General features: G+C 70.6%; 19 protein-coding genes. 16 read left to right on the top strand and 3 right to left on the bottom strand.

Annotated features, from left to right (window positions below; all coding sequences use genetic code 11):
• Positions 1-148 precede the first annotated feature (148 nt).
• The 3 genes from JNB61_RS06950 (at position 149) to JNB61_RS06940 (ending at position 4,710) form a co-directional block, all read left to right on the top strand.
• Positions 149-2,764 carry an ExeM/NucH family extracellular endonuclease gene (locus JNB61_RS06950; protein ID WP_220339170.1) on the top strand — a complete coding sequence of 872 codons (2,616 nt, stop codon included), beginning with the start codon at positions 149-151 and terminating at the stop codon, positions 2,762-2,764.
• Between the two features lie 138 nt (positions 2,765-2,902).
• On the top strand, positions 2,903-3,205 hold the full coding sequence (locus JNB61_RS06945; protein WP_220339169.1) for a hypothetical protein: 303 nt from the start codon (positions 2,903-2,905) through the stop codon (positions 3,203-3,205).
• A complete protein-coding gene (locus JNB61_RS06940) occupies positions 3,202-4,710 on the top strand; it encodes a hypothetical protein (RefSeq protein ID WP_220339168.1) in 1,509 nt (502 codons plus the stop codon). Before JNB61_RS06945 ends, JNB61_RS06940 begins: the two co-directional genes overlap by 4 nt.
• 1 nt (position 4,711) lies before the next feature.
• Here JNB61_RS06940 and JNB61_RS06935 read toward each other — a convergent pair whose 3' ends face one another.
• Complete coding sequence (locus tag JNB61_RS06935; protein ID WP_159840838.1) at positions 4,712-5,101, bottom strand: phage holin family protein; 390 nt, start codon at positions 5,099-5,101, stop codon at positions 4,712-4,714.
• Positions 5,102-5,256: 155 nt separating this feature from the next.
• On the opposite strand from JNB61_RS06935, the gene JNB61_RS06930 reads away from it, so the two are divergent.
• The 4 genes from JNB61_RS06930 to JNB61_RS06915 all read left to right on the top strand — a co-directional run bounded on the left by JNB61_RS06930 (position 5,257) and on the right by JNB61_RS06915 (position 10,070).
• Positions 5,257-6,345 carry a histidinol-phosphate transaminase gene (locus JNB61_RS06930; protein ID WP_220339167.1) on the top strand — a complete coding sequence of 363 codons (1,089 nt, stop codon included), beginning with the start codon at positions 5,257-5,259 and terminating at the stop codon, positions 6,343-6,345.
• Positions 6,346-6,440: 95 nt separating this feature from the next.
• On the top strand, positions 6,441-7,571 hold the full coding sequence (locus tag JNB61_RS06925; protein WP_220339166.1) for a thiamine pyrophosphate-dependent dehydrogenase E1 component subunit alpha: 1,131 nt from the start codon (positions 6,441-6,443) through the stop codon (positions 7,569-7,571).
• Between the two features lie 59 nt (positions 7,572-7,630).
• A complete protein-coding gene (locus JNB61_RS06920) occupies positions 7,631-8,596 on the top strand; it encodes an alpha-ketoacid dehydrogenase subunit beta (protein ID WP_159848058.1) in 966 nt (321 codons plus the stop codon).
• Positions 8,597-8,705: 109 nt separating this feature from the next.
• The gene (locus JNB61_RS06915; RefSeq protein WP_159840844.1) at positions 8,706-10,070 is read left to right on the top strand and encodes a dihydrolipoamide acetyltransferase family protein; all 1,365 of its coding nucleotides are present in this window, start codon (positions 8,706-8,708) and stop codon (positions 10,068-10,070) included.
• Positions 10,071-10,096: 26 nt separating this feature from the next.
• On the opposite strand, the gene JNB61_RS06910 is transcribed toward JNB61_RS06915, so the two are convergent.
• Positions 10,097-10,288, bottom strand: a complete 192-nt coding sequence (locus JNB61_RS06910; RefSeq protein WP_220339165.1) for a hypothetical protein — start codon at positions 10,286-10,288, stop codon at positions 10,097-10,099.
• Positions 10,289-10,495: 207 nt separating this feature from the next.
• Here JNB61_RS06910 and JNB61_RS06905 point away from each other — a divergent pair, with 207 nt between their 5' ends.
• From JNB61_RS06905 to JNB61_RS06865, 9 genes are all read left to right on the top strand, one after another.
• Entirely contained in the window at positions 10,496-11,521 is a 1,026-nt protein-coding gene (locus JNB61_RS06905) for a helix-turn-helix domain-containing protein (protein WP_220291160.1), read from the top strand.
• 145 nt (positions 11,522-11,666) lie between these two features.
• Positions 11,667-16,028 (top strand): S8 family peptidase, encoded by a 4,362-nt coding sequence (locus JNB61_RS06900; protein ID WP_220339164.1) that lies wholly within the window; start codon positions 11,667-11,669, stop codon positions 16,026-16,028.
• A 105-nt stretch (positions 16,029-16,133) separates the two neighbouring features.
• Positions 16,134-17,117: a metal ABC transporter solute-binding protein, Zn/Mn family gene (locus tag JNB61_RS06895; RefSeq protein WP_220291172.1), complete on the top strand. Its 984-nt coding sequence runs from the start codon at positions 16,134-16,136 to the stop codon at positions 17,115-17,117.
• A gap of 32 nt (positions 17,118-17,149) precedes the next feature.
• Positions 17,150-17,950 carry a metal ABC transporter ATP-binding protein gene (locus tag JNB61_RS06890; protein WP_374226630.1) on the top strand — a complete coding sequence of 267 codons (801 nt, stop codon included), beginning with the start codon at positions 17,150-17,152 and terminating at the stop codon, positions 17,948-17,950.
• A 13-nt stretch (positions 17,951-17,963) separates the two neighbouring features.
• A complete protein-coding gene (locus JNB61_RS06885; RefSeq protein WP_220339163.1) occupies positions 17,964-18,842 on the top strand; it encodes a metal ABC transporter permease in 879 nt (292 codons plus the stop codon).
• Between the two features lie 45 nt (positions 18,843-18,887).
• Complete coding sequence (locus JNB61_RS06880) at positions 18,888-19,301, top strand: Fur family transcriptional regulator (RefSeq protein ID WP_159840872.1); 414 nt, start codon at positions 18,888-18,890, stop codon at positions 19,299-19,301.
• On the top strand, positions 19,288-20,355 hold the full coding sequence (locus JNB61_RS06875) for a permease (protein WP_374226629.1): 1,068 nt from the start codon (positions 19,288-19,290) through the stop codon (positions 20,353-20,355). The genes JNB61_RS06880 and JNB61_RS06875 overlap by 14 nt, the downstream gene beginning before the upstream one ends.
• Complete coding sequence (locus JNB61_RS06870) at positions 20,348-21,211, top strand: TIGR03943 family putative permease subunit (RefSeq protein ID WP_220339162.1); 864 nt, start codon at positions 20,348-20,350, stop codon at positions 21,209-21,211. Before JNB61_RS06875 ends, JNB61_RS06870 begins: the two co-directional genes overlap by 8 nt.
• A complete protein-coding gene (locus tag JNB61_RS06865) occupies positions 21,201-22,622 on the top strand; it encodes a hypothetical protein (protein ID WP_220339161.1) in 1,422 nt (473 codons plus the stop codon). The genes JNB61_RS06870 and JNB61_RS06865 overlap by 11 nt, the downstream gene beginning before the upstream one ends.
• A gap of 118 nt (positions 22,623-22,740) precedes the next feature.
• Here JNB61_RS06865 and JNB61_RS06860 read toward each other — a convergent pair whose 3' ends face one another.
• Positions 22,741-24,381, bottom strand: a complete 1,641-nt coding sequence (locus tag JNB61_RS06860) for an MFS transporter (protein ID WP_220339160.1) — start codon at positions 24,379-24,381, stop codon at positions 22,741-22,743.
• Positions 24,382-24,421: the final 40 nt, after the last annotated feature.

Genomic DNA, 24,421 nt, shown 5'->3' with positions numbered 1-24,421 from the left:
CGCGGCGATACCGAACGTTAAGGAGTTCTCCGCCCGGGGGTCTTCCGATGACGGATGCTGCTCCCCTAGCTTGTGACGAATGGGCGGCGACCACGCCGCCCCTTTTCCATGCGCGGTCCACAGACCGCCGTCATCCTGTGGAGGTTTCGTGTCCCCAGCACACCGTCCCATCGCCGCCGCGATAGCGGCGGCGGCGCTCGCCGCCGGAGGAGTCGTCGCATCCGCGGCGCCCGCGGCCGCAGCATCCGGCGATCTGCTCATCAGCGAGTACGTCGAGGGCCTGTCGAACAACAAGGCGATCGAGATCTACAACCCGTCGACCCAGGCGGTCGACCTCGCGGCCGCCGGCTACAAGTTGCAGGTGTTCTTCAACGGCGGTGCGACTGCCGGCTTCACGGCCGACCTCACCGGCACGGTCGCCCCGGGCGACGTCTTCGTGTTCGCTCACGCGTCCGCGGCGCCCGCGATCCTCGCGCAGGCCGACCAGACCACCGCCTCAGGGCTCTTCAACGGCGACGACGCCGTCGCGCTGGTCAAGGGAACCGCTGCCGTCGATGTCATCGGCCAGGTCGGCGCCGACCCCGGCACCGAGTGGGGCACCGGACTCACCTCCACCGCCGACAACAGCCTGCGCCGCAACGCCGGGGTCGGGGTCGGCGACGCCGACGGCACGAACCCGTTCGACCCTGCTGTCGAGTGGAGCGGCTACGCAACCGACACCTTCGACGGCCTCGGCTGGCACCTGACGCCTTCTGACCCGGATCCGGAGCCGGTGGCGGACTGCGCGGCCACGCCGGTCACGATCGGGTCGGTGCAGGGTTCTGGCGCCGCGTCGCCGATCCAGGGACAGGACGTGCTGATCGAAGGCGTCGTCGTGGGCGACTTCCAGACCGGCGGGTACGACGGCTACTACGTGCAGGACGCCGGTGACGGCGACCCGGCGACGTCGGACGGCATCTTCGTCTATGCGCCCGGCGGCGCGGCGGTGAACCCCGGCGACAGCGTCAGCGTCGCGGGCGAGGTCGCGGAGTACTACGGCCTCACCCAGGTCGTAGCGGGCGACGTCGAGGTGTGTGCGACCGGCCAGGCGCTTCCGACGGCGGCGGAGCTCACCCTCCCGGCGACGACCGCGCAGCGCGAGGCGCTCGAGGGCACGTACGTGACGCTCCCGCAGAACCTCGCGATCGGCGAGACGTTCGAGTACGGCCGCTTCGGCACGATCACGCTCACGAACGGGCGCCTCGACCAGCCGACGGCGGTCGTCGAGCCCGGGGCGGCGGCCAACGCCCTCGCCGCGGCGAACCTCGAGAACAGCATCACGCTGGACGACGGTCGCGGCAGTCAGAACCCCGATCCGGCCCTCCACCCGGACGGCGCGGTGTTCACGCTCGAGCACTCGTTCCGCAGCGGCGACCTGGTTCAGAACGCCAACGGCGTGCTCGACTACCGCTTCGACACGTGGGGGGTGCAACCGACCGAGGGGGCCGACTTCACGCTCGCCAACGCGCGGACCGGCGTGCCCGACGTGGGCGGCGACCTGAAGATCTCGAGCTTCAACGTGCTGAACTACTTCACCACCATCGACCCCACCCCGACCAACGACCGCGACGACGACCGCACTCGGGGCGCCGACTCGGAGGAGGAGTTCCAGCGCCAGCAGGACAAGATCGTGGCGGCGCTCGCCGACATCGACGCCGACGTGTTCGGGCTCCTCGAGATCGAGAACAACGGCACAGCGGTGAAGGCGCTCGCCGACGCGCTCAACGCGAAGGTCGGCGCAGGCACCTACGTTCCGGTGACCACCGGTGTCATCGGCACGGACGCCATCGCCACGGCGCTCATCTACAAGCCGTCGACGGTGACACCGGTGGGCGGGTACCAGTTGATGACGAGCGCGGTCGACCCGACCTGGTCGGACGATCGCCATCGTCCGGGGCTCACGCAGCGGTTCGCGGCGAGCGCGTCGGGCGACGAGTTCGTCGTGTCGGTCAACCACCTGAAGTCGAAGGGCTCGGCGTGCGCCGAGAGCCCCGACCTCAAGGATGGCCAGGGCAACTGCAGCGCGTCCCGCACGGCAGCGGCCAAGGCGCTCACGAACTGGCTGAACACGACCGTGGCGCCCGACGGCCGCGCGATCGTGATCGGCGACCTCAACTCGTACGACCACGAGGACTCGATCGACGCGTTCGTCGCGGGTGGCTTCACCGACCTGGAGAAGCAGTTCAACGGCGAGCACGCGTACTCGTACGTGTTCGACGGCCAGTTGGGCTATCTCGACTACGCGCTCGCGCAGCCCGCACTCACCGCGGACGTGTCGGGTGTCGAGGCGTGGCACATCAACTCCGACGAGCCGAGTCTGATCGACTACGACATGTCGTTCAAGCAGCCGGCACAGGACGCGCTGTACGCGCCCGACCCGTACCGCTCGAGCGACCACGACCCGGTGATCGTCGGGCTGAACCTGACGCCCGACACGACGGCCCCGACCATCGAGGTGACCGCCGATCCGGAGCTGGTGTGGCCGCCGAACAACGGGATGCGCACGATCGAGTTCACGATCGACGCGGCCGATGACCGCGGCGAGGTGAGTGTCGAACTCACCGAGGTGAGCGACACCGGAGCGCGGGCATCGTGGACCCAGGTCGATGACGACACCTTCGAGGTGAAGGCCGTGTTCGGCGCCGTCTACCGCTTCACCTGGACGGCGACGGATGCTGCGGGCAACACCGCGACCGACACGGCCGAGGTGGTCGTGGGCCGGTAATCCCCGGCGGTGCGCCCGGAGGGGCGCCGTTCCGCGTCGGAACGGCGCCCCTCCTCCACATGCGGGGCGGGGCGTTCGCTGTGAACAGATCGCGGCCGGCGCAGCCGACGGCAGCGCCCGCCCCGCGACGATCGACGGGTGACACTCGTTGACCCGACCGCCGCAGCGGCATCCCTCCAGCTGGCCCAGGCGGCCCGCGAGCTCGCGCGACTCATCGACCGGATCATGGATGCCGCGGTCGTCGCCCGCGGTCTCGCCGATGCCGTCCACTGGCAGGCCAAGGCCGCGACCGCGTACCACGATCGGGCGACCCTGTGGGCCGGCGACGTCTCGGGGCTCGCGTGCCTGGCCGAGACGGCCCGGTACGACGTGGCGCAGGCGCAGGACCGTGCCGCCTTCGCGGAGTCCTTCCCCGGCCTGTTCCCCGGGGCCCGGCGATGAGCGACACGACGCCCGGCCCCGACCTTCACCACCCCGACCTGGCGCCGGAAGTGGGACGCCTCGGACCGAACGAAGGCGTCATCGGTCTGCTCGCCGAGCACTGGCCGCGGGTCGACGACGGACTGCAGATCCGCGGTGGGGGCGCGGTCGCCGTCGACACCGCGACGCTCTGCGCGGCGGCGGTCCGCTTCGACGCCGCCCGCGAGGAGCTCGGGGCGATCGCTGCGCGACTCGGCTCGCTTCGCGCCGACCTGGCGACGCTCCCCGAGCACACCGCCGACGCCCGGGCCGCGGCATCCGTCCTCGCCACGAAGCTCGATGCGGTGCAGTCCGAAGCCGACGAGATCGCCGCGGCTCTGCGGGAAGCCGCCTACGCGTACGAGATGGTGGAGATCGAGGCCGAACATCGGCTCGCCGTGCTCGCCGGCGACACCGCCCGGGCGCAGCGCCTCGACGCCCGCATGACCGCGCTGGTCGACGCGCACCCGGACGCCTGGCGGATGGCGCTCGGGGCGCAGTTCGAACGCGCCGTGATGTGGCCGTCCGAGCTTGTACGGCAGGCGACCGAGTGGGGCGTGGCGGCAGGCGGCGAGGTCAGCGATCCCGGTTCGATCGTGGTCGGCGGCGCCGCGGGGCTCCTCACGCTGGGCGGCGCGGCCGTCGTCGGGGCCGCGGGCGCGGGGCGGCTGGCGAGGGATGCTCGGCTTTCGGGCACGGCCGGCCCGATCGCAGTGACGCCCGTCACACCCGCGCCGACGGTCGTCGGCGCGGCCGGTGCCGCGGTCGGGGCCGGAACCCCGCCATCCCGCTCGCCGGCGGCCGTGGCGCCACGGAGCCTGGCCGCCGTGACCGAGCGGATGCCGGGTGCCGGCGATGCGCGGGTGCGTGTCGAGCGGTACACGATGCCCGACGGGTCGCGGCAGTACGCGGTGTACCTCGCCGGCATGCAGTCGTTCGACGTCGGAGGCGACGACCCGTGGGACAACGCGTCCAACCTCGAGCTGTACGCGGGCGAGGCGTCGGACTCGTACGCGGCCACCGAGCTCGCCCTCGAGCAGGCGGGCGTGCGGCCGGGCGACGCGGTGCACGTGTTCGGGTTCTCGCAGGGAGCGATGATCGGCGCGCACCTCGCGCTGGAGGGCGGCTACGACACGCGGACGCTGGTCTCGATCGGGTCGCCCGTCGACGCCGACGTCGGCGGCGCAACGCTCAGCGTGACGCTGCGGCACACCGACGATCCGGTGGCCGGACTGGCCGGGGGCGGCCACGCCGCCGCGGTCGGCGCGCCGGGGAGCTTCGTCGCCGAGCGGGTCTTCGACCCCGATGTCGGCGCGGATGAGCCCCGGCTGCCGGCGCACCGGCTCACGGCCTACGCCGAGACGGCCGCGCTCGTCGACGCCTCGGCCGATCCGCGGGTCGGGGCGCTGCGTGACGTGTTCGCCGATCTCGCGGGCGCCGAATCCGTCTGGGTGACCGAGTATGCGGCGACGCGCCGTGCGGGCTGAGTCAGTCCTTGCGCGGGCGGATGAAGATGCCGACCACCCAGTTGATGAGGGTGATGATGACGGCCGCGACGACGCCCCACCAGAAGTCCTCGACCCGCAGGCCCCAGTTCCAGAAGCTCGTGAACCATGCGGTGAGCCACAGCAGGAACGCGTTGATGAGGAGGCCGATGAGACCCAGGGTCAGGATGTAGAGCGGGAACGCCAGCACCTTGATGACCGTGCCGATGATCGTGTTCACGAGCGCGAAGATCGCGGCGACGATCAGCAGCGTCAGGATCAGCTGGAGGGTCTCGCCTGGCGGGAACGGGATGACCGAGACCTGGAGCGCCGGGATCAGGGTGACGACCCAGATCGCGAAGGCGTTGATGACCACGCGGATGAGGAAGCCCATAGTCCGCCCAGTCTTCCACGGCGCTGCGGCGCCGCCAATGCCCGGTCCGGGCCGTCGACCGCCCGGTGCCCGGCCGTCGACGTCCCCGGCCGGACATCGCGCTGGCGGGCAGGACGCTCGAGACACCTGTCGCGTCTCGCTCGTAGACTCGGGGCGTGACCGACCCTCCCCAGATCCCCGTTCGCGTGCGCCCGGAAGTCGCTGCTCTGCCTCCGTACAAGCAGGGCAGGCAGGCCGGCGCAGACGCGTTCAAGCTGTCGAGCAACGAGAACCCGTTCGACCCGCTGCCGGGCGTGCTCGAGCGGGTGCGCAACGCCTCGGCGCTGAACCGGTATCCGGATGCCACGGCCGCACGTCTGCGGGAGCGGCTGGCCGAACGGTTCGGGGTCGGCGCCGACTCCGTCCACATCGGCGCGGGCAGCGTCTCGATCCTCGCGCAGCTCGTGCTCGCGACATCCGGTCCCGGGGACGAGGTCATCTACGCGTGGCGCTCGTTCGAGGCCTACCCCTGGCTCGCCGTCGTCGCGGGCGCCAGGGCCGTGCAGGTGCCGCTCGCCGAGGGCGCCCGTCACGATCTCGACGCGATGGCCGCCGCGATCACCGACCGCACCCGCGCGATCATCGTGTGCAGCCCCAACAACCCGACCGGCCCGATCGTCACGCAGGCCGAGTTCGACGCCTTCGTCGAGAAGGTGCCGTCCGACGTGCTCGTCATCCTCGACGAGGCGTACGCCGAGTTCGTCACCGACCCCGAGTCCGTCGACGGGCTGCGGGTGCTCGGCGGGTCGGATCGCCCGAACGTCGTCGTGCTGCGCACCTTCTCGAAGGCCTACGGTCTCGCCGCGCTGCGCGTCGGCTACGCGATCGGGCACCCGCGCGTGCTCGACGCCGCCCGCAGCACCGCGATCCCGCTGTCGGTCACCGCCCACGGCGAGGAGGCCGCGCTCGCGAGCCTCGACGCCGAGGAGGAGCTGCTCGCGCGGGTACGGGTCATCGCCGACCGCCGTGATCGCCTCGCCGAGGGTCTCCGCGAGGCCGGCTGGAACGTCCCCGCGGCGCAGGGCAACTTCGTGTGGCTGCCTGCCGGGGAGCAGACGACGGCGTTCGCGGCCACGTTCGAGGAGGCGGGCCTGATCGTGCGCCCGTTCGCCGGTGACGGCATCCGCATCTCGGTCGGCGAGGAGGAATCCGTCGAGAAGGTGCTGCGGATCGCAGCGACGGTCGCTGCTCAGCGTGAAGGATGAGCGTCGATGCGATTGTCGATCGCGTGCGGAGGATTGCGGCATCCGTTGTCGAACGCATGCAGAATCGCGCATGCACGGAGAGATAGCGTGAGTTCATGATCCCGGTCGACGACGCCGCCCTGGTGCGGTTTCTGGAAGCGGACGGAACGTTCGCGCCGAGCCCTGCCGCGGAACCCTATCGGGCGGCCGTCGAGAGTCTCAGCGACGCCGATCTCGAGACCTTCTACCGCGACATGGCCGTCATCCGCGCCTTCGACGTGCAGGCGACCAACCTGCAGCGCCAGGGCCAGCTCGCCCTCTGGCCGCCCAGCCACGGCCAGGAGGCCGCGCAGGTCGGCTCGGCCCGCGCCGCACGTGCGCAGGACCACCTCTTCCCGTCGTATCGCGAGCACGTCGTCACGAAGATCCGCGGCGTCGATCCGATAGACATCATCCGCGTGATGCGCGGACTGACGCACGGCGGGTGGGACCCGACCGACCCGAAGAACGGCAACACGCACATCTACACGCTCGTCCTCGGCTCGCAGACGCTGCACGCCACGGGCTTCGGGATGGGGCTCGTCTTCGACGGGCGCTGCGGCACCGGCGATCCCGACCGCGACGAGGCCGTCATCGTCTACTACGGCGACGGCGCGTCCAGCCAGGGCGACGTGCACGAGGCGATGGTGTTCGCGAACAGCTATCGCACACCCGAGGTGTTCTTCCTGCAGAACAACCAGTGGGCGATCTCGGTGCCCGTCGCCACGCAGTCGCGTTCGCCGCTGTACAAGCGCGGCGAGGGGTACGGCATGCCGAGCACCCTGATCGACGGCAACGACGTGCTCGCGAGCTGGGCCGTGACCCGCACCGCACTCGACCAGGCGCGTGCCGGCGGCGGACCGCAGGCGATCGAGGCGATGACGTACCGCCTGGGCGCCCACACCACGAGCGACGATCCCACCAAGTACCGCACCTCGGACGAGGAGGAATGGTGGCGTCGCCGCGATCCGATCGCGCGGATGAAGGCGTTCCTGGTCGGGAAGGGGGCATCCGACGCGTTCTTCGCGGATGTGGATGCCGAGTCGCAGGCGCTCGCCGACGACGTCCGCACCCGCACGAACGCACTGGGCGGCCTCGACCGCGACGACATGTTCGCGCATGTGTACTCCGAGCAGCACCCGCTCATCGACGAGCAGCGGCAGTGGCTCGCCGACTACGAGGCATCCTTCGAAGGAGGCGCATCGTGACCACGTCGACGACCACCGCCGCGGCGGCCACCGACAGCGCCGCCCCCGCTGTCCAGACCATGCCCTTCAGCCGTGCGATCAACGCCGGCCTGCGTGCGGCGCTCGCCGGCAGCGACCGCGTCCTCCTCATGGGCGAGGACATCGGAAAGCTCGGCGGCGTGTTCCGTGTGACCGAGGGGCTGCAGGCCGAGTTCGGCGAGCAGCGCGTGCTCGACACACCCCTCGCGGAGTCGGGGCTCGTCGGCACCGCGATCGGACTGGCGATGGCGGGCTTCCGGCCGGTCGTCGAGATCCAGTTCGACGGGTTCGTGTTCCCTGCCTTCGACCAGATCACGACGCAGCTCGCGAAGCTCACCAACCGGCACGAGGGCGCGCTGCAGATGCCCGTCGTCATCCGCATCCCGTACGGCGGGCACATCGGCGCCGTCGAGCATCACCAGGAGAGCCCCGAGGCGTACTTCACGCACACGGCCGGCCTGCGGGTCGTGAGCCCGTCGACGCCGAACGACGGCTACTGGATGATCCAGGACGCCATCGCCTCGCCCGACCCGGTGATCTTCCTCGAGCCGAAGAGCAAGTACTGGCAGAAGGGCGAGGTCGACACGTCGGCGCGCGCGCTGCCCCTGCACGCGTCGCGGGTCGTGCGCCGAGGCACCGACGTCACCCTCGTCGGCCACGGCGCGATGGTGACCACGATGCTCCAAGCCGCCGCGCTCGCCGAGTCCGAGGGCACGAGCGTCGAGGTGGTCGACCTGCGCTCGCTGTCGCCGGTGGACTACGGCCCGATCCTCGACTCCGTCCGCCGCACCGGCCGGATGGTCTACGCGCAGGAGGCACCCGGGTTCACCTCGCTCGGCTCCGAGGTCGCAGCGACCGTCATGGAGCGCGCCTTCTACGCGCTCGAGGCCCCCGTCCTGCGCGTGTCGGGCTTCGACGTGCCCTTCCCGCCCGCCAAGCTCGAGGGCGCCTATCTCCCCGACGCCGACCGCATCCTCGAGGCCGTGGACCGGTCCCTCGCCTACTGACCCTTGGTTTCCGTGAGACTGCAGTGGACCGCCGAGACTGCGGGTGAAATCCGCAGTCTCGGCCGCCCGACCCAGTCTCGCGGTCAGCCGAAGGCCGAAAGGACATGACATGAGCACCCAGACGTTCGTCCTCCCCGATGTCGGCGAAGGCCTCACCGAGGCCGAGATCGTGCAGTGGCGCGTCGGCCCCGGCGACAGCGTCGCCGTCAACGACGTGCTCGTCGAGATCGAGACCGCCAAGTCCCTCGTCGAGCTGCCGTCGCCGTTCGCCGGCACCGTGGGCGACCTGCTCGCCGCCGAAGGCGAGACGGTGAACGTCGGTGCGGCGATCATCACGATCGCATCGGAGACGGATGCTGCGCCCCCGGCGACCGTCGGACAGTCGGAGCACGGCGAGCCCGCCGAGGCGGCGGGCGACGGCGCGGTGCTCGTCGGCTACGGCACGGGCGGGCACGTCCAGTCGCGGCGGCGCAAGCCGGCGGTCCCGGCCGAGCAGCGGGTCGCGGCATCTGTCGGGGTCATCGCGAAGCCGCCGATCCGCAAGCTCGCGCGCGATCTCGGCGTGGATCTGTCAGCGGTCGCTCCCAGCGGCCCCGCCGGCGAGGTGACCCGCGAGGACGTCGTGCGGCACGCGTCGCAGGCGAGCGTCTTCCGAAACATCGAGACCCCGGAGTGGGGCCGCGTGCGCGAGGAGACGATCCCCGTTTCCGCGCCCGCCCCCGCGACCGGGCCGGCCACGGTCGCTCCGTCGACGCCCGCGCCCGACGCCGCCGGCCGCGAGGAGACCATCGCCGTGCGGGGCGTGCGCAAGGCCACGTCGTCGGCAATGGTGCAGTCGGCCTACTCCGCGCCGCACGTGTCGGTGTGGACCGACGTCGATGCCAGCCGCACCATGGAGCTCGTCAAGCGGCTCAAGACGTCGCCGGACTTCGCCGACATCAAGGTGTCACCGCTGCTCATCATGGCGCGCGCCGTGATCTGGGCCGCCCGCCGCACCCCGATGGTGAACGCCGCGTGGGTCGATGTCGAGGGCGGCGCCGAGATCCGCGTGCGCAACTACGTGAACCTCGGCATCGCCGCGGCCACGCCGCGCGGCCTGCTGGTTCCCAACATCAAGGACGCACAGGACCTGTCGATGCGGGAGCTCGCCCGTGCGCTCGAGAAGCTCACGCTCACCGCGCGCGAGGGCAAGACGACGCCCGCCGACCAGCACGGCGGCACCATCACGATCACCAACATCGGCGTGTTCGGCATGGACGCGGGCACCCCGATCATCAACCCCGGCGAGGCCGGCATCGTGGCGCTCGGCACCATCCGCCAGAAGCCGTGGGTCGTCGACGGCGAGGTGCGCCCCCGCTGGGTCACGACCGTCGCGGGCTCGTTCGACCACCGCGTGGTCGACGGCGACGGCATGTCGCGCTTCATCGCGGACGTGGCATCGATCCTCGAGGAGCCCGCGCTGCTGCTGGACTGACGCCGGCCCTCTCGGATCGGATCCCGTCAGTAGTCCACGCGCGATTCGATCACGATGTCGAGCTGGGTCTCATCTGCCGCCCAGTCCGCGAGTGCCGAGGCGAGCTGTCGACGGAGCCACTCTGCGGTCAGCGTCCGGCCCGCGGTCTCCAGCTGGACCAATCTGGCGGCACGCTCGTCAGCGGTCCCCGTCAGATCCGCCGGTTCGTCCTGTGTCATCGTTCCCACCTCTCGCGATTCGCGGTCCGCGCGCAAGGCGGGCCGCTTCCGAAGCTAGACCCTCGCGCGCCGAGGCCGTACGACGGATGTCGAGAACTCGTCAGCGGTCGCTCGGACGATGCGTCGCACGGTCATGCCTTTCGCTCCGCCAGCAGAGCCCTCGGAGCGCGGCGCGATGCCAGACGCCGGCCGGGTTAGGCTCGGGCAATGAGCGACGGGTGGGCGGCATCGAACGCAAGCCCGCTCGACCTGCCCGGTGTGGACGCCCTCGGCGAAGGCGTCTATCTCGCGGTGCTGATGGAAGGTCGCGTGCGGGTCGCAGACATCGCGACCCGGGTCCAGACGGACGAGGCGACTGCCCTCACGTGTCTCGAACGGCTGCGGTCGGCGGGCCTCGTCACCCGCTTGGAGTCGGAGGATCCCGAGTATTCCGCCGTGGACCCCCGCTTCGCGGTCCGCTCTCTCGCCCAGCAGCTCACCGAACGAGGACAACGGCTGCGCGACAGCATCCCGGTGCTCGCTGAGCACTTCGACGCGGCCACCGCGTCGTCCGCGGATGAGCCGCAGAGCCTGTTCGTGACGGACCCGGACGCGGTGGCGGGCTGGTACGCGCGCCTGCAGCACCAGGCGAAGGCGGAGTTTCTCGCATTCGACCGGCCGCCGTACGTGGCGGCGTCGTTCGATCCGTTCGAATCCGCGGTCCTCGCGCGGGGCGTTCTGTGGCGCGCCATCTACACCGTGTCGAGCTTCGATGAGGGAGCCACCTGGGAAGAGGTCTCCGCCCTCGCAGACCAAGGCGAGCAGTCCCGGATCACCGACGATCTGCCTCTCAAGCTCGTGGTCGTGGACAGCAGCGTCGCGCTGGTGTCGCTCAGCCTGTCGCCCGGACAGGTGACGGCTCTCGTCACCTCGGCGCCTCCTCTGGTCGCGGCGCTGCGGAGCCTGTTCGAATACGAGTGGGAGCGCGCCGTGCCCCTCGCAGTCGCTGCCCCGCTCCGAGGCCTGCCCGAGAGGACACGCCGCTATCCGCCTTCACTTGCGGGCCAGCCGTCGGCCGAGGACCTCTCCATCCTGACGTTCATGGCAGTCGGGATGAAGGATGACGCGATCGCGCGCCAGCTGGGTATCTCCTCGCGCACACTTCGGCGTCGCAGCCAGGAGCTGATGGCAGTGCTCGGTGCGGGGAACCGTTTCCAAGCCGGCGTCGAAGCATCTCGCCGCGGCTGGATCTGAACGCCGGTGTAACACCGGTGTTTCGCCACGTGGCCGTTGGCGGCCATTGACCGAACTCGGCCAGCCCCGCGAGCACGGGGCCTCTGAGAATGAGGTCCAAGCCCGGCCCACACGGGGGCCGGCCTCGCGATCCCGAGGACGATCTGTGACCTTCTCCCCCCGTCGCGCCGCCGCTGTCACCGCGGTCGTCGCGCTTGCTTCCTGCCTCGCTCTCGCTACGGCGCCGGCGTTCGCCGCACCCGCGGACGAGTTCGAGAGCGGCCGCTACATCGTCACCCTCAAGGGCGCGCCCGTCGCCACGTACAGCGGGTCGCTGCCGTCGTACCGGGCCACGCAGCCGGAGGACGGCAACAGCCTGAACCCACGTGCCAAGGCGGCCGCCGCGTACGCCGACCATCTCAGCGCAGAACAGGAAGCCGTCGCGGCGGACGCCGACGCCGAGATCGTGACGTCGTACACGCTGGCGACGAACGGCTTCGCGAGCGCGCTCAGCGCCGAGCAGGCAGCCGATCTCGCCGCGGATCCGCGCGTGGCATCGATCGTGAAGGACGAGCTGCTGCACCTGCAGACCGCGACGCCCTCCACTGACTACATCGGGCTCAGCGGAGACGACGGCGTGTGGGCATCGCTCGGCGGCATCGAGGACGCGGGCGAGGGCGTGGTGGTCGGGGTGATCGACTCCGGCATCGCCCCCGAGAACCCCTCATTCGCCGGCGAACCGCTCACTTCCACACCCGGCGACGCGCCTTATCGCGATGGCGACACGATCGTGTTCGACAAGGCGGACGGCACGCAGTTCCGCGGCATCTGCCAGGCCGGCGAGACGTTCGACGCGGACGACTGCTCGACCAAGCTCATCGGCGCGCGCTACTTCGCGGACAGCTACGGAGCGGACTACATCGGCGGGGACCGGGGTGAGGTGGTCTCGCCCCGCGACGGCAACGGACACGGCTCGCACACCGCGAGCACCGCCGCCGGCAATCATGGCGTGCCTGCCTCGGTCGCGGGACGAGACCTCGGCGAGATCTCCGGCGTTGCTCCCGCCGCCAAGGTCGTCATGTACAAGGCCTGCTGGACCGGGCCGACGCCTTCGGACGACGGCTGCATGACCGGCGATCTGCTCGCTGCGATCGACGCGGCCGTGGCCGACGGCGTGGATGTCATCAACTACTCCATCGGCGGTGGTGGGGCGCTCAGCACGGTCGCCTTGACCGACCAGGCGTTCCTGGGCGCTGCTGCCGCCGGCATCTTCGTCGCGGCGTCGGCCGGCAACGACGGCCCGAGCGGATCCACCGTCGACAACGCGGCGCCGTGGATCACGACGGTCGCCGCCAGTACCATCCCGAGCTACGAGGCGACCGTGCGCACGGGCGACGGGCAGGCGTTCACGGGTGGCAGCATCGGCGAGCTGGAAGGGGTGACCGGCCGCCTGGTGGCTGCAGCGGCCGTCGCGGCGGAAGGCGCCACCGACCCTCGACTGTGCGGCCCGAACTCCCTCGACCCCGGCAAGACGGCCGGCACCATCGTCCTGTGCGAGCGAGGGATCGTCGACCGCGTCGCGAAGTCCGCGGAAGTCGCACGAGCCGGGGGCATCGCCATGGTGCTCGCCAACCCGACGGCGAACTCCGTCGATCTCGACGTCCATGCGGTGCCCACGATCCATGTGGACGCCGATGCGTACACGGCGCTGTCCACATACGCGAACACGGAGGCCGCAACCGCGGAATTCGAGGACGGGAACACCACGGGGCGGCCGTCACCGGTCACCCCGCAGCTGGCCGGGTTCTCCTCACGAGGACCTGTGCTGGCGGATGGCGGAGACATCCTGAAGCCGGACATCACCGCGCCCGGAGTCGCGATCCTCGCCGACGGACGAAACGGGCTCGGCGAGGACCCCTCGTTCGAACTGCTGTCAGGAACATCGATGGCCTCGCCGCACATCGCCGGACTTGCCGCGCTGTATCTCGGGGCACACCCGCATGCGGCACCCGCCGAGATCAAGTCGGCCCTCATGACGACCGCCTCCGACACGCTCAACGCCGACGGCTCGGCGTACACGGACCCGTTCGGACAGGGCGCTGGTGTGGTCGAGCCCGCGCGCTTCCTTGATCCCGGACTGCTGTTCCTCAACGACGTGAACGACTGGAACGCCTATGTGCAGGCCATCGGCGCGGCCGACCTCGGCATCGATCCCGTCGACCCTTCCGACGTGAACCTTCCGTCCGTGGCGGTGGGAAGCCTGGCAGGGGTGCAGACGGTCACCCGCACCGTGACCGCCACCCGTCCGGGCTCGTACAGTGTGCAAGCGGCATCCATCCCGGGCGTCGAAGTGGCGGTCAGCCCCACCCGCATCGATTTCGCCGTCGCCGGTGAAGAGAAGTCGTTCACCATCACGTTCCGCCGCACCAGCGCCCCCCTCGACACGTTCGCGACCGGTACCCTGCGCTGGTCGGGTCGGGACGGTGACGCCGTGGTGATGCCGCTGGCTGTGCGCCCGAGCGTCATCGCGGTGCCGACCGCGGCACACGGCGACGGCGAATCCGGCTCCGTGGAGATCCCCGTGGCCGCGGGCGAGACGATGGACGTCGACGTCACCGTCGCGGGGCTCGTCGCCGGACGCGTGATCCGGGGCGCCGGCATGGCGGGCTCCGCACCCGACCGTCATGTCATCGACGTCCCGGAGGGCACCACTACTGCGCGCTTCGAACTGGTCGGAATGACGCCTTCCAGCGACCTCGACCTCGCCCTGTACAAGGTGGACGAGTTCGGGGGCCTGCTCTATCTTCAGGAGGCGACATCCCCCAGCTCGCGGGAGACCATCACCCGCGCGGACCTCGAGCCCGGTCAGTACGTCCTCGACGTCTCCTTCTTCAGCGGTGAGGGCGACCTCGATTACGACCTCACGAGCTACCTCCTGGGTGGCGACCCGGATCTCGGCGAACCGCGGGTGGATCCCGCTTCGCTCGCCCTCACGATGGGTGAGACCTCGCCGGCGAAGGTCACCTGGAGCGAGCTGCCCACTGGCACCCGCCTCTACGGTCGAGTGATCTTCGGGGCGACCGGGGCGGCCACCGACCTGTATGTGCGGACGTCCGGCGATGTGGAAGCAGACCCGGTGGAACCGGCGGTGAGCATCGCGCCCGGGTACGTCCGCCCCGGCCGCACATTCACGGTCTCGGCCGTCGGCATGCCCGCCGACGCCCCCTACGAGGTGGCGCTCGACGGCTCCGTCGTCGCTCGCGGCACCAGTTCGGCCGTCGGGTCGGCGGCGCGACGACTCTCGCTGCCCGAGGATGCGGCAGACGGCGTCCACAACGTGACGGTGTCGGCGGGCCCGGTCACTCTCACGGGGTCCCTCGTCGCGAGCCGCGTGCTGCTGCACGATGTGTTCGAGAACATCGAGTACCTGCAGGACGGCGGGGCGTCGGTGTCCGCCGAGGTCATGTTCGGTGGCGCGGGCACCGTGCATGCGACGATCACGGGTGCCGGTGGGACGGAGGTCCTGCGCGAAGACCTCGAGGTCTACAGCGACCCGATGTTCGACGCCGACTCCGCACGCACCTCCGCGGTCGCGCTCACGCCGGGCGAGTACACGGTTCGCGCGTGGATAGACGGGATCGATGGGCCGGCGCTGCTCCGGGAGCGCACGTTCACTGTCGAGGAGACCGCACCCAGCGTGCTCACCTTGACGCAGAATGCGAGCGACGAGAACTCCGTCGATCTCGTCTACAACAACTCCGTCGGCGCGGTCACGCAAGCGACCATACGCTCGAAGACGTGCGCCGGGCCGGTGATCTTCGGCTCCGTGTGGATTGACAAGCCGGTCGTGACGGCGACGTTCGACCTGACAGGCATCACGGGGATCGACGTCCTCGTGGATGGGAAGTTCGCGGGCTCGTACGCCAACAGCGGTTCGGCGAGGTGCGCAGCGGAGACCCACGTGTCCCATGACTTCTGGGTCGTCGCCGCCGACCCCTCCGCGGACGATGCCGAGCGAGCGAGCGAAGTCCTCGAACTCACCGTGAGCAACCGATACCCGGCGTACAGCAGCGGGTTCGACCTCTCTGCCGGGTACGGCTCCGACATCTACGGTGATCGCATCCACGACGAACAGGTCGCCCATGACAGGGTGACCGAGCCAGGACCTGTCGTCAGCCGCAGCTTCGCCGCGGACGAGGGCTCACCGTTCTGGGTGCGCGCGAAGTACGAGGTGCTCACCCCTGACATCCACATCTCCGCGCACCGAGTGGTCTACGCTCCGGCCGTCACCACGGCAGAACTGCAGCCCGTGGTGGACCCCGCGCCACCGGGGTCGGGCGAGCCGGCTCCCGGCACGGGGCAGCCGAACCCCACCACGCCCCACGACGGCGCACCGGCAGAGGGGCCGTGGCCGGGGAACCTCGCGGTGACCGGTGGAACGGTGGCCACAACCGCGATCATCGCCGCGGCGGCCGCGCTGACCGTCGGCACTGCGCTGGTGATGTGGCGTCGCCGGCGTCGAACCTGACCGCCACGGGGGAGGGTGGTGCACCGCACGGTGCATCACCCTCCCCTCGCAGATCCCCAGACCGCCGATTTGAGAACGATTCTCATTAGTCTTAGGCTCGAGGGTATGACCTCCCTGCGACGTTCCCTGCCCGTGCTCGGCCTGGCGGCAGCATCCGCCCTCGTCCTCGCCGGATGCGCGGGAACGGCGGCCGGCGACGACGCGACCGACGGGAAGATCGCGGTCGTCGCGTCGACGAACGTGTACGGGCAGATCGCGGAGGAGATCGGCGGCGACCTCGTCGACGTCACGTCGATCGTGGCGAACGAGTCGCAGGACCCGCACTCGTTCGAGCCGAGTGCCCGCGACCAGCTCGCGGTGTCGAAGGCCGACCTCGTCATCGAGAACGGCGGAGGCTACGACGCGTTCATCGACGCGCTCATCGAGTCCAGCGCCACCGAGGCGCCGGTCGTCACCGCGGTGGAGTACTCGCACGACTGGCCCGAGAACGCCGGGCACGACGAGGAGAGCGCCGGCGACGCCGAGGATCACGCCCACGACCACGGCGACCACGAGCACGTGGAGGGCTTCAACGAGCACGTCTGGTACGACCCGCACACGATCGCGCATGTGGCCGAGGCGATCGCCCACGAACTGGGCGAGCTGAGCCCTGACGACGCCGAGACCTTCACCGCCAACGCCGAGGCGTTCGCCGGTGGGATCGAGGGCCTCGAGGCGTCGCTCGACGAGATCGGCGCGGCCCACGGCGGCGAGAAGGTCTTCGTGACCGAGCCGGTGCCTGTCTACCTGGTCCAGGCGGCGGGCCTCGAGAACGCGACGCCCGAGAAGTTCAGCGAGGCGGTGGAGGAAGGACAGGATGTCGCGCCCGCGACGCTGCTCGAATCCCTGGCGCTCGTGCAGGGCGGCGAAGTCGGCGTGGTCATCACGAACACCCAGACCGGCGGCGCCGAGACGCAGCAGATCGTGGACGAGGCCGACGGGCTCGGCATCCCGGTGATCGCGTTCTCCGAAACGCTGCCGGAGGGGCAGACTTACATCTCGTGGATGCAGGCGAACATCGAGGCGCTGAACGGGGCGCTCCAGGCGTGACACCGGCATCCCGCGGTCCGTCGCGTCCGGTGGTGCTCAGCATCCGCGACGCGGCGCTGCGGCGCGGCGACCGGGAGCTGTGGGCGGGACTCGACCTCGACGTCCACGCGGGCGAGCTGGTCGCGGTGCTGGGCCCGAGCGGGTCGGGCAAGACGACCCTGCTGCGCGCGATCCTCGGCCTCGAGCCTCTCTCACGCGGCGCGATCACCGTCGGGGGGCAGACCGTCGAGCACCGCGGCAGCCGCAGCATCGGCTACATCCCGCAGGCGCGTCCGCTGCCGCGCGACACCTCGCTGCGGGGACGCGACCTCGTGACGCTCGGCGTCGACGGCCACCGCTTCGGCTTGCCCATCCCCCGCCGCGGGGATCGGGCCCGCGTGGACGCCCTCATCGACGCGGTGGGCGCCCGCGACTTCGCCGACCGCCCCGTCGGCCTCCTCTCCGGCGGCGAGCAGCAGCGCCTGCGCGCCGGCCAGGCGCTCGCCGACGACCCGCGGCTGCTCCTGTGCGACGAGCCTCTCACGAGCCTCGACCTCGCCAATCAGCAGGCGGTCATCGGGCTCATCGACCGGCATCGCCGGGAGAAGGATGCCGCGGTCCTCCTCGTCACGCATGACATCAACCCGCTGCTGGGCAAGGTCGACCGCATCCTGTACATCGCCAACGGGCGGTTCACACTCGGCACGCCGCAGGAGGTGCTGCGGTCGGACGTGCTGACCGCCCTCTACGGCGCGCACGTCTTCGTGCTCCGCGCGGGCGACCGGCTCGTGGTGGTCGGCGCGCCCGATGCCGAGGCATCCCATCACCACCACGACCACGGGGTGCACGAATGAACAGGGCGCACGAGTGAACTGGAACGACATCGCCGACGCGATGTTCGGCGGGCTGCCGTATTACGGCGAGATCCTCGCCCTCGTGTCGAACTCCGTCTGGGCGGGCGCGGTTCTCGGGCTCGTCGGCGGGCTCGTGGGCGTCTTCGTCATGCAGCGCGACATGGCGTTCGCCGTGCACGGCATCAGCGAGCTGTCGTTCGCGGGCGCCGCGGCGGCGCTCCTCATCGGCTGGGATGTCGTCACCGGATCCATCGTGGGCTCACTCATCGCGGCCGCCATCATCGGCGTGCTGGGGGCTAAGGCGCGCGACCGCAACTCGATCATCGGCGTGCTGATGCCGTTCGGGCTGGGTCTCGGCATTCTGTTCCTCTCCCTCTACGACGGCCGCAGCGCCAACCGGTTCAGCCTGCTGACCGGGCAGATCGTCTCGGTGCAGACCGGCCAGCTCGGCTGGCTGATCGGCATCGGCGCCGTCGTGCTGCTGGGCCTGCTCCTCATCTGGCGCCCGCTGCGCTTCGACTCGCTCGACCCTCAGTCCGCTGCCGCCCGCGGCGTGCCCACCACCGCGGTCTCGCTCGGGTTCATGCTGCTGCTCGGTCTCATCGTCGCCGTCGCCGTGCATATCATCGGCGCGCTGCTGGTGATGGCTCTGCTCGTCACGCCCGCCGCCGCGGCGATGCGCATCGCATCGGGGCCCCTGTCGGTGCCGCTGCTGTCGGCGCTGTTCGGCTTCGTGTCGGCGGTGGGCGGCATCCTCCTCGCGATCATGGGCACCCTCCCGGTGAGCCCGTACATCACGACCATCTCGTTCGCGATCTACGTCGTCTGCCGCGTCGCAGGCGCCCGCCGCGACCGCGTGACGCGGGTCCCCGTCTCCGAGGCCGCCCGGTGACCGGCGCCCGGGAGACGCACAGGACCCGTCGGTAGACTCGCCCCCATGGCACAGCGCAACACGTGGCAGCGCGAACGCGTGCGCGAGGCGCTGTCCGACGCCCGCGGATTCGTCAGTGCGCAGTCGCTGCACGCCACCCTCCGCGACGAGAACACCGGCATCGGACTGGCCACCGTGTACCGGGCGCTCGCCGGACTCGCCGCCCAGGGCGAGGCCGATTCGCTGCAGAGCCCCGAGGGCGAGGCACTGTACCGTGCGTGCGCGAGCACCGGCCACCACCACCATCTGATCTGCCGCTCCTGCGGACTGACCGTCGAGATCGAGGCGACCGACGTCGAGCAGTGGGCGAAGCGCACCGCCGAGCGCCACGGATTCCGCGACGCCGAGCACGTCGTCGACATCTTCGGGCTCTGTGCGAACTGCGCGGCCGCCCGGGATGCCCAGCGTGACGCGGACTGACCCGGGCACACGGGCGCGCTCCGCCGAGCACCGCCACGGATCGACGACGGATGCTGCGCCGCAGCCATCCGCGCAGGCCCGCACCCTGCTCTGGCTCGGCGTGGGCCTTGCCGTCGTCGCCGGCCTCTTCCTCATCGACTGGCTCGCCCCGACCCTGTTCCCGGCGTCCCTCCCCACCCGCGCACAGGACGGACTGACCCTCGCGATCAGCGTGCTCATCGAGTCGCTGCCGTTCGTGGCACTCGGCGTGGTGCTGTCGATCGTCGTGCAGGTATGGGTCCCGCCGGGGGCCATCGAGAGATGGATGCCGCGGCGAGGCTGGGCCAGACGCGCCGTGCTGTCGCTGCTCGGCATGATCGTGCCGGTCTGCGAGTGCGGAAACGTGCCGTTCGCGCGTGGCCTTCTCATGCGCGGATTCTCGGTGCCCGAGACCCTCACGTTCCTCATCGCGGCGCCGATCGTGAACCCCATCGTCATCATCACGACGCACCAGGCGTTCGGCTTCAGCGACGGCATCCTCATCGCCCGCCTGCTCGGCGGGTACGCGATCGCGAACCTCATCGGGTGGCTGTATTCGCGGCATCCGTCTCCCGACGCCCTGCTCACCGACCGCTTCCGCGACACGTGCGAGCTCGTGGTGCACGAACCCGGCGGCAAATGGCGGCGCACGCTCGCGCAGTTCGTGATCGAGCTGCGCGCGGTGATGCCGGCGCTCGTCATCGGCTCGGCGCTGGCCGGAGCGGTGCAGGTGCTGATCCCCCGCGAAGCGCTGCTCGCGATCGGCGCGAACCCGGCGCTGTCGATCGTCGCGATGATGGCGCTGGCGATGGTGGTGTCGATCTGCTCGAACGTCGACGCCTTCTTCGCGCTGTCGTTCGCCTCCACGTTCACGCCGGGCTCGATCGTCGCGTTCCTGCTCGTCGGGCCGCTCGTCGACGTGAAGATGCTCGCCCTCATGCGCACGACGTTCACATGGCGCACGCTCGGCGGAATCGTCGTGGTGGTCGTCCTGTCGGCCTTCGCGATCGGGACGGCGGTGAACCTCCTTGCGTAAGGCGGGGTTCGTCGGCACGCGGTGGCTCGGGGTCGGGCTCGCCGCGGCGCTCGCCGTCTTCACGATCTCCCTCGCGGTGACGGGGCGGCTCGGGCTGTACATCAACCCCGACTCGACGTGGTTCGCGGTGTCGATGGCGGTGTTCGTGCTGATCGGCGCAGTCGCCTCCTTCGCGCTTCCCCTCGGCGCGGAGGCCGACCACGGTCACGACCACGGCGAGAGTGACGGCGCGGGTGTTCACAGACTCCGCAGTGTCGCACCGACCTCGCAGGATTCTCGCCCAGAGCTGCGAAGCCCGTTGCATTCTGCGAACTCTGGGCGCGATCAGCATGACCACGACCGCCACACCTCGCACCCGCTGGCCGTCGCGGCCACTGTCGTCGGCGGGGCCGCGGCATCCGGAGTCGTCGTCCTCACGCTGGTGCTCCCTCCCGCCTCCCTCAGCGCGGAGCTCGCGATGTCGCGCGACGTCGGGGCGACACCGCTGTTCGGCGGCGCGGATACCGTCCAGCTGGCCTCGACCGGCGACACGGCCTCGTTCGGCGTCGGCGAGTGGGCGACGGTGTTCGCAACGGCGACCAATCCCGACGCGTTCGACGGCGAGGCCGTCGAACTCACGGGGTTCGTGACACCCGGCGAGGACGGCGCCTTCGATCTCACGCGCCTGGTCATCACGCACTGCGTCATCGACGCCCAGCCGGCGAGCCTGCCGGTGGTGGCCGGCGACGGTGCGCCCGCCACCGGGCAGTGGGTCACGATCACCGGCACCGTGCGCTCGTCGTCGGACGGGCAGCTCGTCGTCGACGCCGCGGCGGTGGAGGAGATCGCCGAGCCCGAGGACCCGTATGAGTACTGACGGAACCTCACGTCGTTCACGGTCGCGGCGCCGTCGGGGGCGCGCGTTCGCCGGCGCCTTCACGATCGTCGTGGGGCTCCTCGCCGTGTTCGGGCTCGCCGGAGCGGCCGCGAGCGTCGCGCAGGGGCCGCGGGTGACGGAGGCGTACGTGGATCCGCAGGCGGCGGCCGCAGCATCCGGTGCCCGTCTCATCGTGACCACCACCCAATCGCTCGCCGAAGTCGACCCGTCGCAGGTGTCGATCACGCCGGCGACGCCGTTCGCCGTCGACACGTCGGGGCGCAGCGTCGGGGTGCGCTTCACGCTGCCGCTGTGGGACGACACCGAGTACACCGTCACGATCGACGACGTGGCATCGCTCGGCGGCGGCCCGACCGCGACGATCACGGAGACGTTCCGCACGCCGGCGACCGACGTGTTCCTCATGCAGCGCGGGACGAACGCCGGTGATCTCATCTACCGCACCGACCTCACCGGGCAGAACGCGGTGCCGGTGTTCCGGCACGCGCACATCGAGGACTTCCGCGCGACCGCCCAGCACCTCGTCGTCTCGGTGCGCACCGACGACGACCGGGCCGGCCTCATCGTGACCGACCTCGACGGCGACAACGCGCGCGAGCTGGCACTGCCCGGCGACGGGTATGTCTCGAATCTGCAGACCGCCGACCGCGGTGAGCGCATCGGCTACACCTTCTCGGACGCCGAGCTCAGCGCCGACTCGGGCCGCGAGAGCCGGCTCTTCACGGCTTCGCTCAGCGAGCCCGACGCGGACCCGGTCGCGATCGAGGTCGAGGGCGCCGACCCCCGCGTCGCGGAGTGGCGGTTCGTGCCCGACACCGACAGCATCCTGCTCCTCTCGTTCGACGGCTCCTTGCTGCTGACCGGATCCGAGAACGGGAGCGGCGCGCCGACGGCGCTCGGCGACGCGATGACGATCGAGGGCATCGCGCGGGGCTCGAGCGAGGCCGTCGTCGACCGCCTCGACCACGCCGCCGTCATCGACCTCACCGACGCGAGCGAAGAGCCGCTGGTCGAGTCCGACACCGACCTCGGCGGAACGACGTCGGTCACGCCTCTGCCCGACGGCTCCACGATCCGCACCGCGGCGGTGCTCGACGCCGACGGCGTTCCGACAGGGCGCACGTCGGTCGCCCACGTGGACCCGGACGGCGCGACGACCATGCTCAGCGAGATCGCCGACACGGATGCCGTGATCCAGGTGTGCGTGTCGCCCAGCGCTCGCTACTTCGCCGTCCTCGTGGCGCCCGACGCGGTGACGAACTCTTACGACACCTACCAGCACCCGCTGCCCGAGCGCCCCGAGACGCGCATCCTCGAGGTGGACGACGGCGACCCGGTCGTCGCGCTCAACGGCGCCTCGATCTCGTGGTGCCAGGTGCCCCCGCGCTGACCTCGAGGCGAGGCATCCGTTTCGCGCTCCTCAGTCGAGGACGAGAGCCGAGATGCGGACGGCTCGCGCCGTTCTGCTCCGCGTCTCGGCGCAGATCCTCAGTTGAGGACGCGATGGGTCAGGAAGAGCGAGCGGATGCTGCGTCCTCGTCGTCCGTCTGGGCCGCGGCGGGAACGGGGAGCTTCGAGGGCAGCCCGCTCGACAGCATGAGCCCAAGCACCGTGAGCGCGAAGACGAAGAACAGCGACTGCCGCAGCGACTCGACCTGCGTGTCGGCGTAGAGCTGGGCGATCTCGGTGGCGGATCCGGGGTCGGCGCCGGCATCCGTCAAGAGGTCCTCGGCCTGCTGCTGCGAGATGATCGGCGCGCCCTTCGAGGCGGTGGCGACGACCTGGGCGCGGATGTCGTCGGGGATCGTCGTGCTCTGCTCCACCGCGGCCGTGAACCCCGAGGTGAGCAGCAGGATGAAGACCGAGCCGACGATCGCCGTACCGAACGACGAGCCGAGGTTCTGGAAGGTGCCCTGGAGGCCGCCGACCTCGGACGTGTCGGACTGGTCGACGGCCGACATGTTGACGTTGCCGAGCTGCGAGGCGAGCAGGCCGAATCCGGCGCCGACCACGAACATGCCGGCGGCGAACGCGAAGTCGGCGAGCTCGGGCTGCACCGCGAGGAACACCACCAGCACGCCGAGGCCCAGCGTGAGCTGTCCGATGCGGCCGATGTTCTGCGCCGAGCGCACCGTCGACAGGCGAGAGCCGACGATGGAGAACAGGATCAGCCCGAGCGACAGCGGGAGGATCTTCAGGCCCGTCTGCAGCGCGTCGTAGCCGAGGATCGTCTGCAGGTACACCGGCACGACGAAGAACAGCGCGGCGATCGCGAAGTACTGCGCCATGAACATCGTCAGGCCGCTGCGCAGCGCCGTGATGCGCAGGAGGCTCACTTTGAGCAGCGGCACGCGGCCGGTCCGCTCGAGCTGCTGCTGCCGCTTCACGAACAGCCACAGCACGACGATCGACAGGAGGATCAGGTAGGCGACGGGCGAGATGCCCAGCGGCGCGAACGGCTGGCCGTTGACGACGGGCGGGTCGAGCGGCTGGAACCAGCCCCACGTCTTCGACTGCAGGATGCCGTAGACCAGCAGGCCCAGGCCCAGCGCCGAGAGCACGACGCTCAGCAGGTCGATGCGCAGCGTGCGGTCGCCGGGAACATCCTTGATGCGGCCCGAGACGATCAGCACGAGAGTCATGACGACCGCCTCGGCGACGAAGACGTAGCGCCACGAGGAGTAGGTCGTGACGAGTCCGCCGATGAGAGGTCCGGCGGCGGCTGCGCCGCCGGTGACGGCACCCAGCACGGCGAACGCGACCACGCGCTCGCGGCCGGTGTAGTTGATCGCCGCGAGGGCGGCGATCGCGGGGATCACGAGCACCGCGCCCAGGCCCTCGACGAGGGACCAGCCGAGCATCAGCACCGTGAGGTTCGGGCTCAGCGCCGTCGTCAGGGAGCCGATGCCGTACACCACCGACCCGATGCGGAACGCGAGGCTGCGGCCCCAGCGGTCGCCGAGCTTGCCGCCGGTGAGCATGAACGCCGCCATCGTGAGCGCGTAGAACGTGATCGCCGCCTGCATGCCCGAGATGTCGGTGCCGAGGTCATGCGCGACGGTCGAGATCGACACGTTCATGACGGTGCTGTCGAGCACCATGATGAACTGCGAGACGCTCAGCAGGATGAGCACGAACCACTTTCCCATTCGGGAACAGTAACGCTCTCCGCGACCTGCGGACGCACGT

Origin of the sequence: Microbacterium ureisolvens, from assembly GCF_019511645.1 — a bacterium.
GTDB lineage: Bacteria > Actinomycetota > Actinomycetes > Actinomycetales > Microbacteriaceae > Microbacterium > Microbacterium ureisolvens_A.
This window is presented reverse-complemented; position numbering and strand designations above follow the sequence as displayed.

What these genes read in the sequence shown, in the direction of transcription:
- JNB61_RS06940 (WP_220339168.1), top strand. Translation starts at nt 3,202, where the DNA reads ATGAGCGACACGACGCCCGGCCCCGACCTTCACCACCCCGACCTGGCG.
- JNB61_RS06935 (WP_159840838.1), bottom strand. Translation starts at nt 5,101, where the DNA reads ATGGGCTTCCTCATCCGCGTGGTCATCAACGCCTTCGCGATCTGGGTC.
- JNB61_RS06925 (WP_220339166.1), top strand. Translation starts at nt 6,441, where the DNA reads ATGATCCCGGTCGACGACGCCGCCCTGGTGCGGTTTCTGGAAGCGGAC.
- JNB61_RS06920 (WP_159848058.1), top strand. Translation starts at nt 7,631, where the DNA reads ATGCCCTTCAGCCGTGCGATCAACGCCGGCCTGCGTGCGGCGCTCGCC.
- JNB61_RS06915 (WP_159840844.1), top strand. Translation starts at nt 8,706, where the DNA reads ATGAGCACCCAGACGTTCGTCCTCCCCGATGTCGGCGAAGGCCTCACC.
- JNB61_RS06910 (WP_220339165.1), bottom strand. Translation starts at nt 10,288, where the DNA reads ATGACACAGGACGAACCGGCGGATCTGACGGGGACCGCTGACGAGCGT.
- JNB61_RS06905 (WP_220291160.1), top strand. Translation starts at nt 10,496, where the DNA reads ATGAGCGACGGGTGGGCGGCATCGAACGCAAGCCCGCTCGACCTGCCC.
- JNB61_RS06895 (WP_220291172.1), top strand. Translation starts at nt 16,134, where the DNA reads ATGACCTCCCTGCGACGTTCCCTGCCCGTGCTCGGCCTGGCGGCAGCA.
- JNB61_RS06880 (WP_159840872.1), top strand. Translation starts at nt 18,888, where the DNA reads ATGGCACAGCGCAACACGTGGCAGCGCGAACGCGTGCGCGAGGCGCTG.
- JNB61_RS06865 (WP_220339161.1), top strand. Translation starts at nt 21,201, where the DNA reads ATGAGTACTGACGGAACCTCACGTCGTTCACGGTCGCGGCGCCGTCGG.
- JNB61_RS06860 (WP_220339160.1), bottom strand. Translation starts at nt 24,381, where the DNA reads ATGGGAAAGTGGTTCGTGCTCATCCTGCTGAGCGTCTCGCAGTTCATC.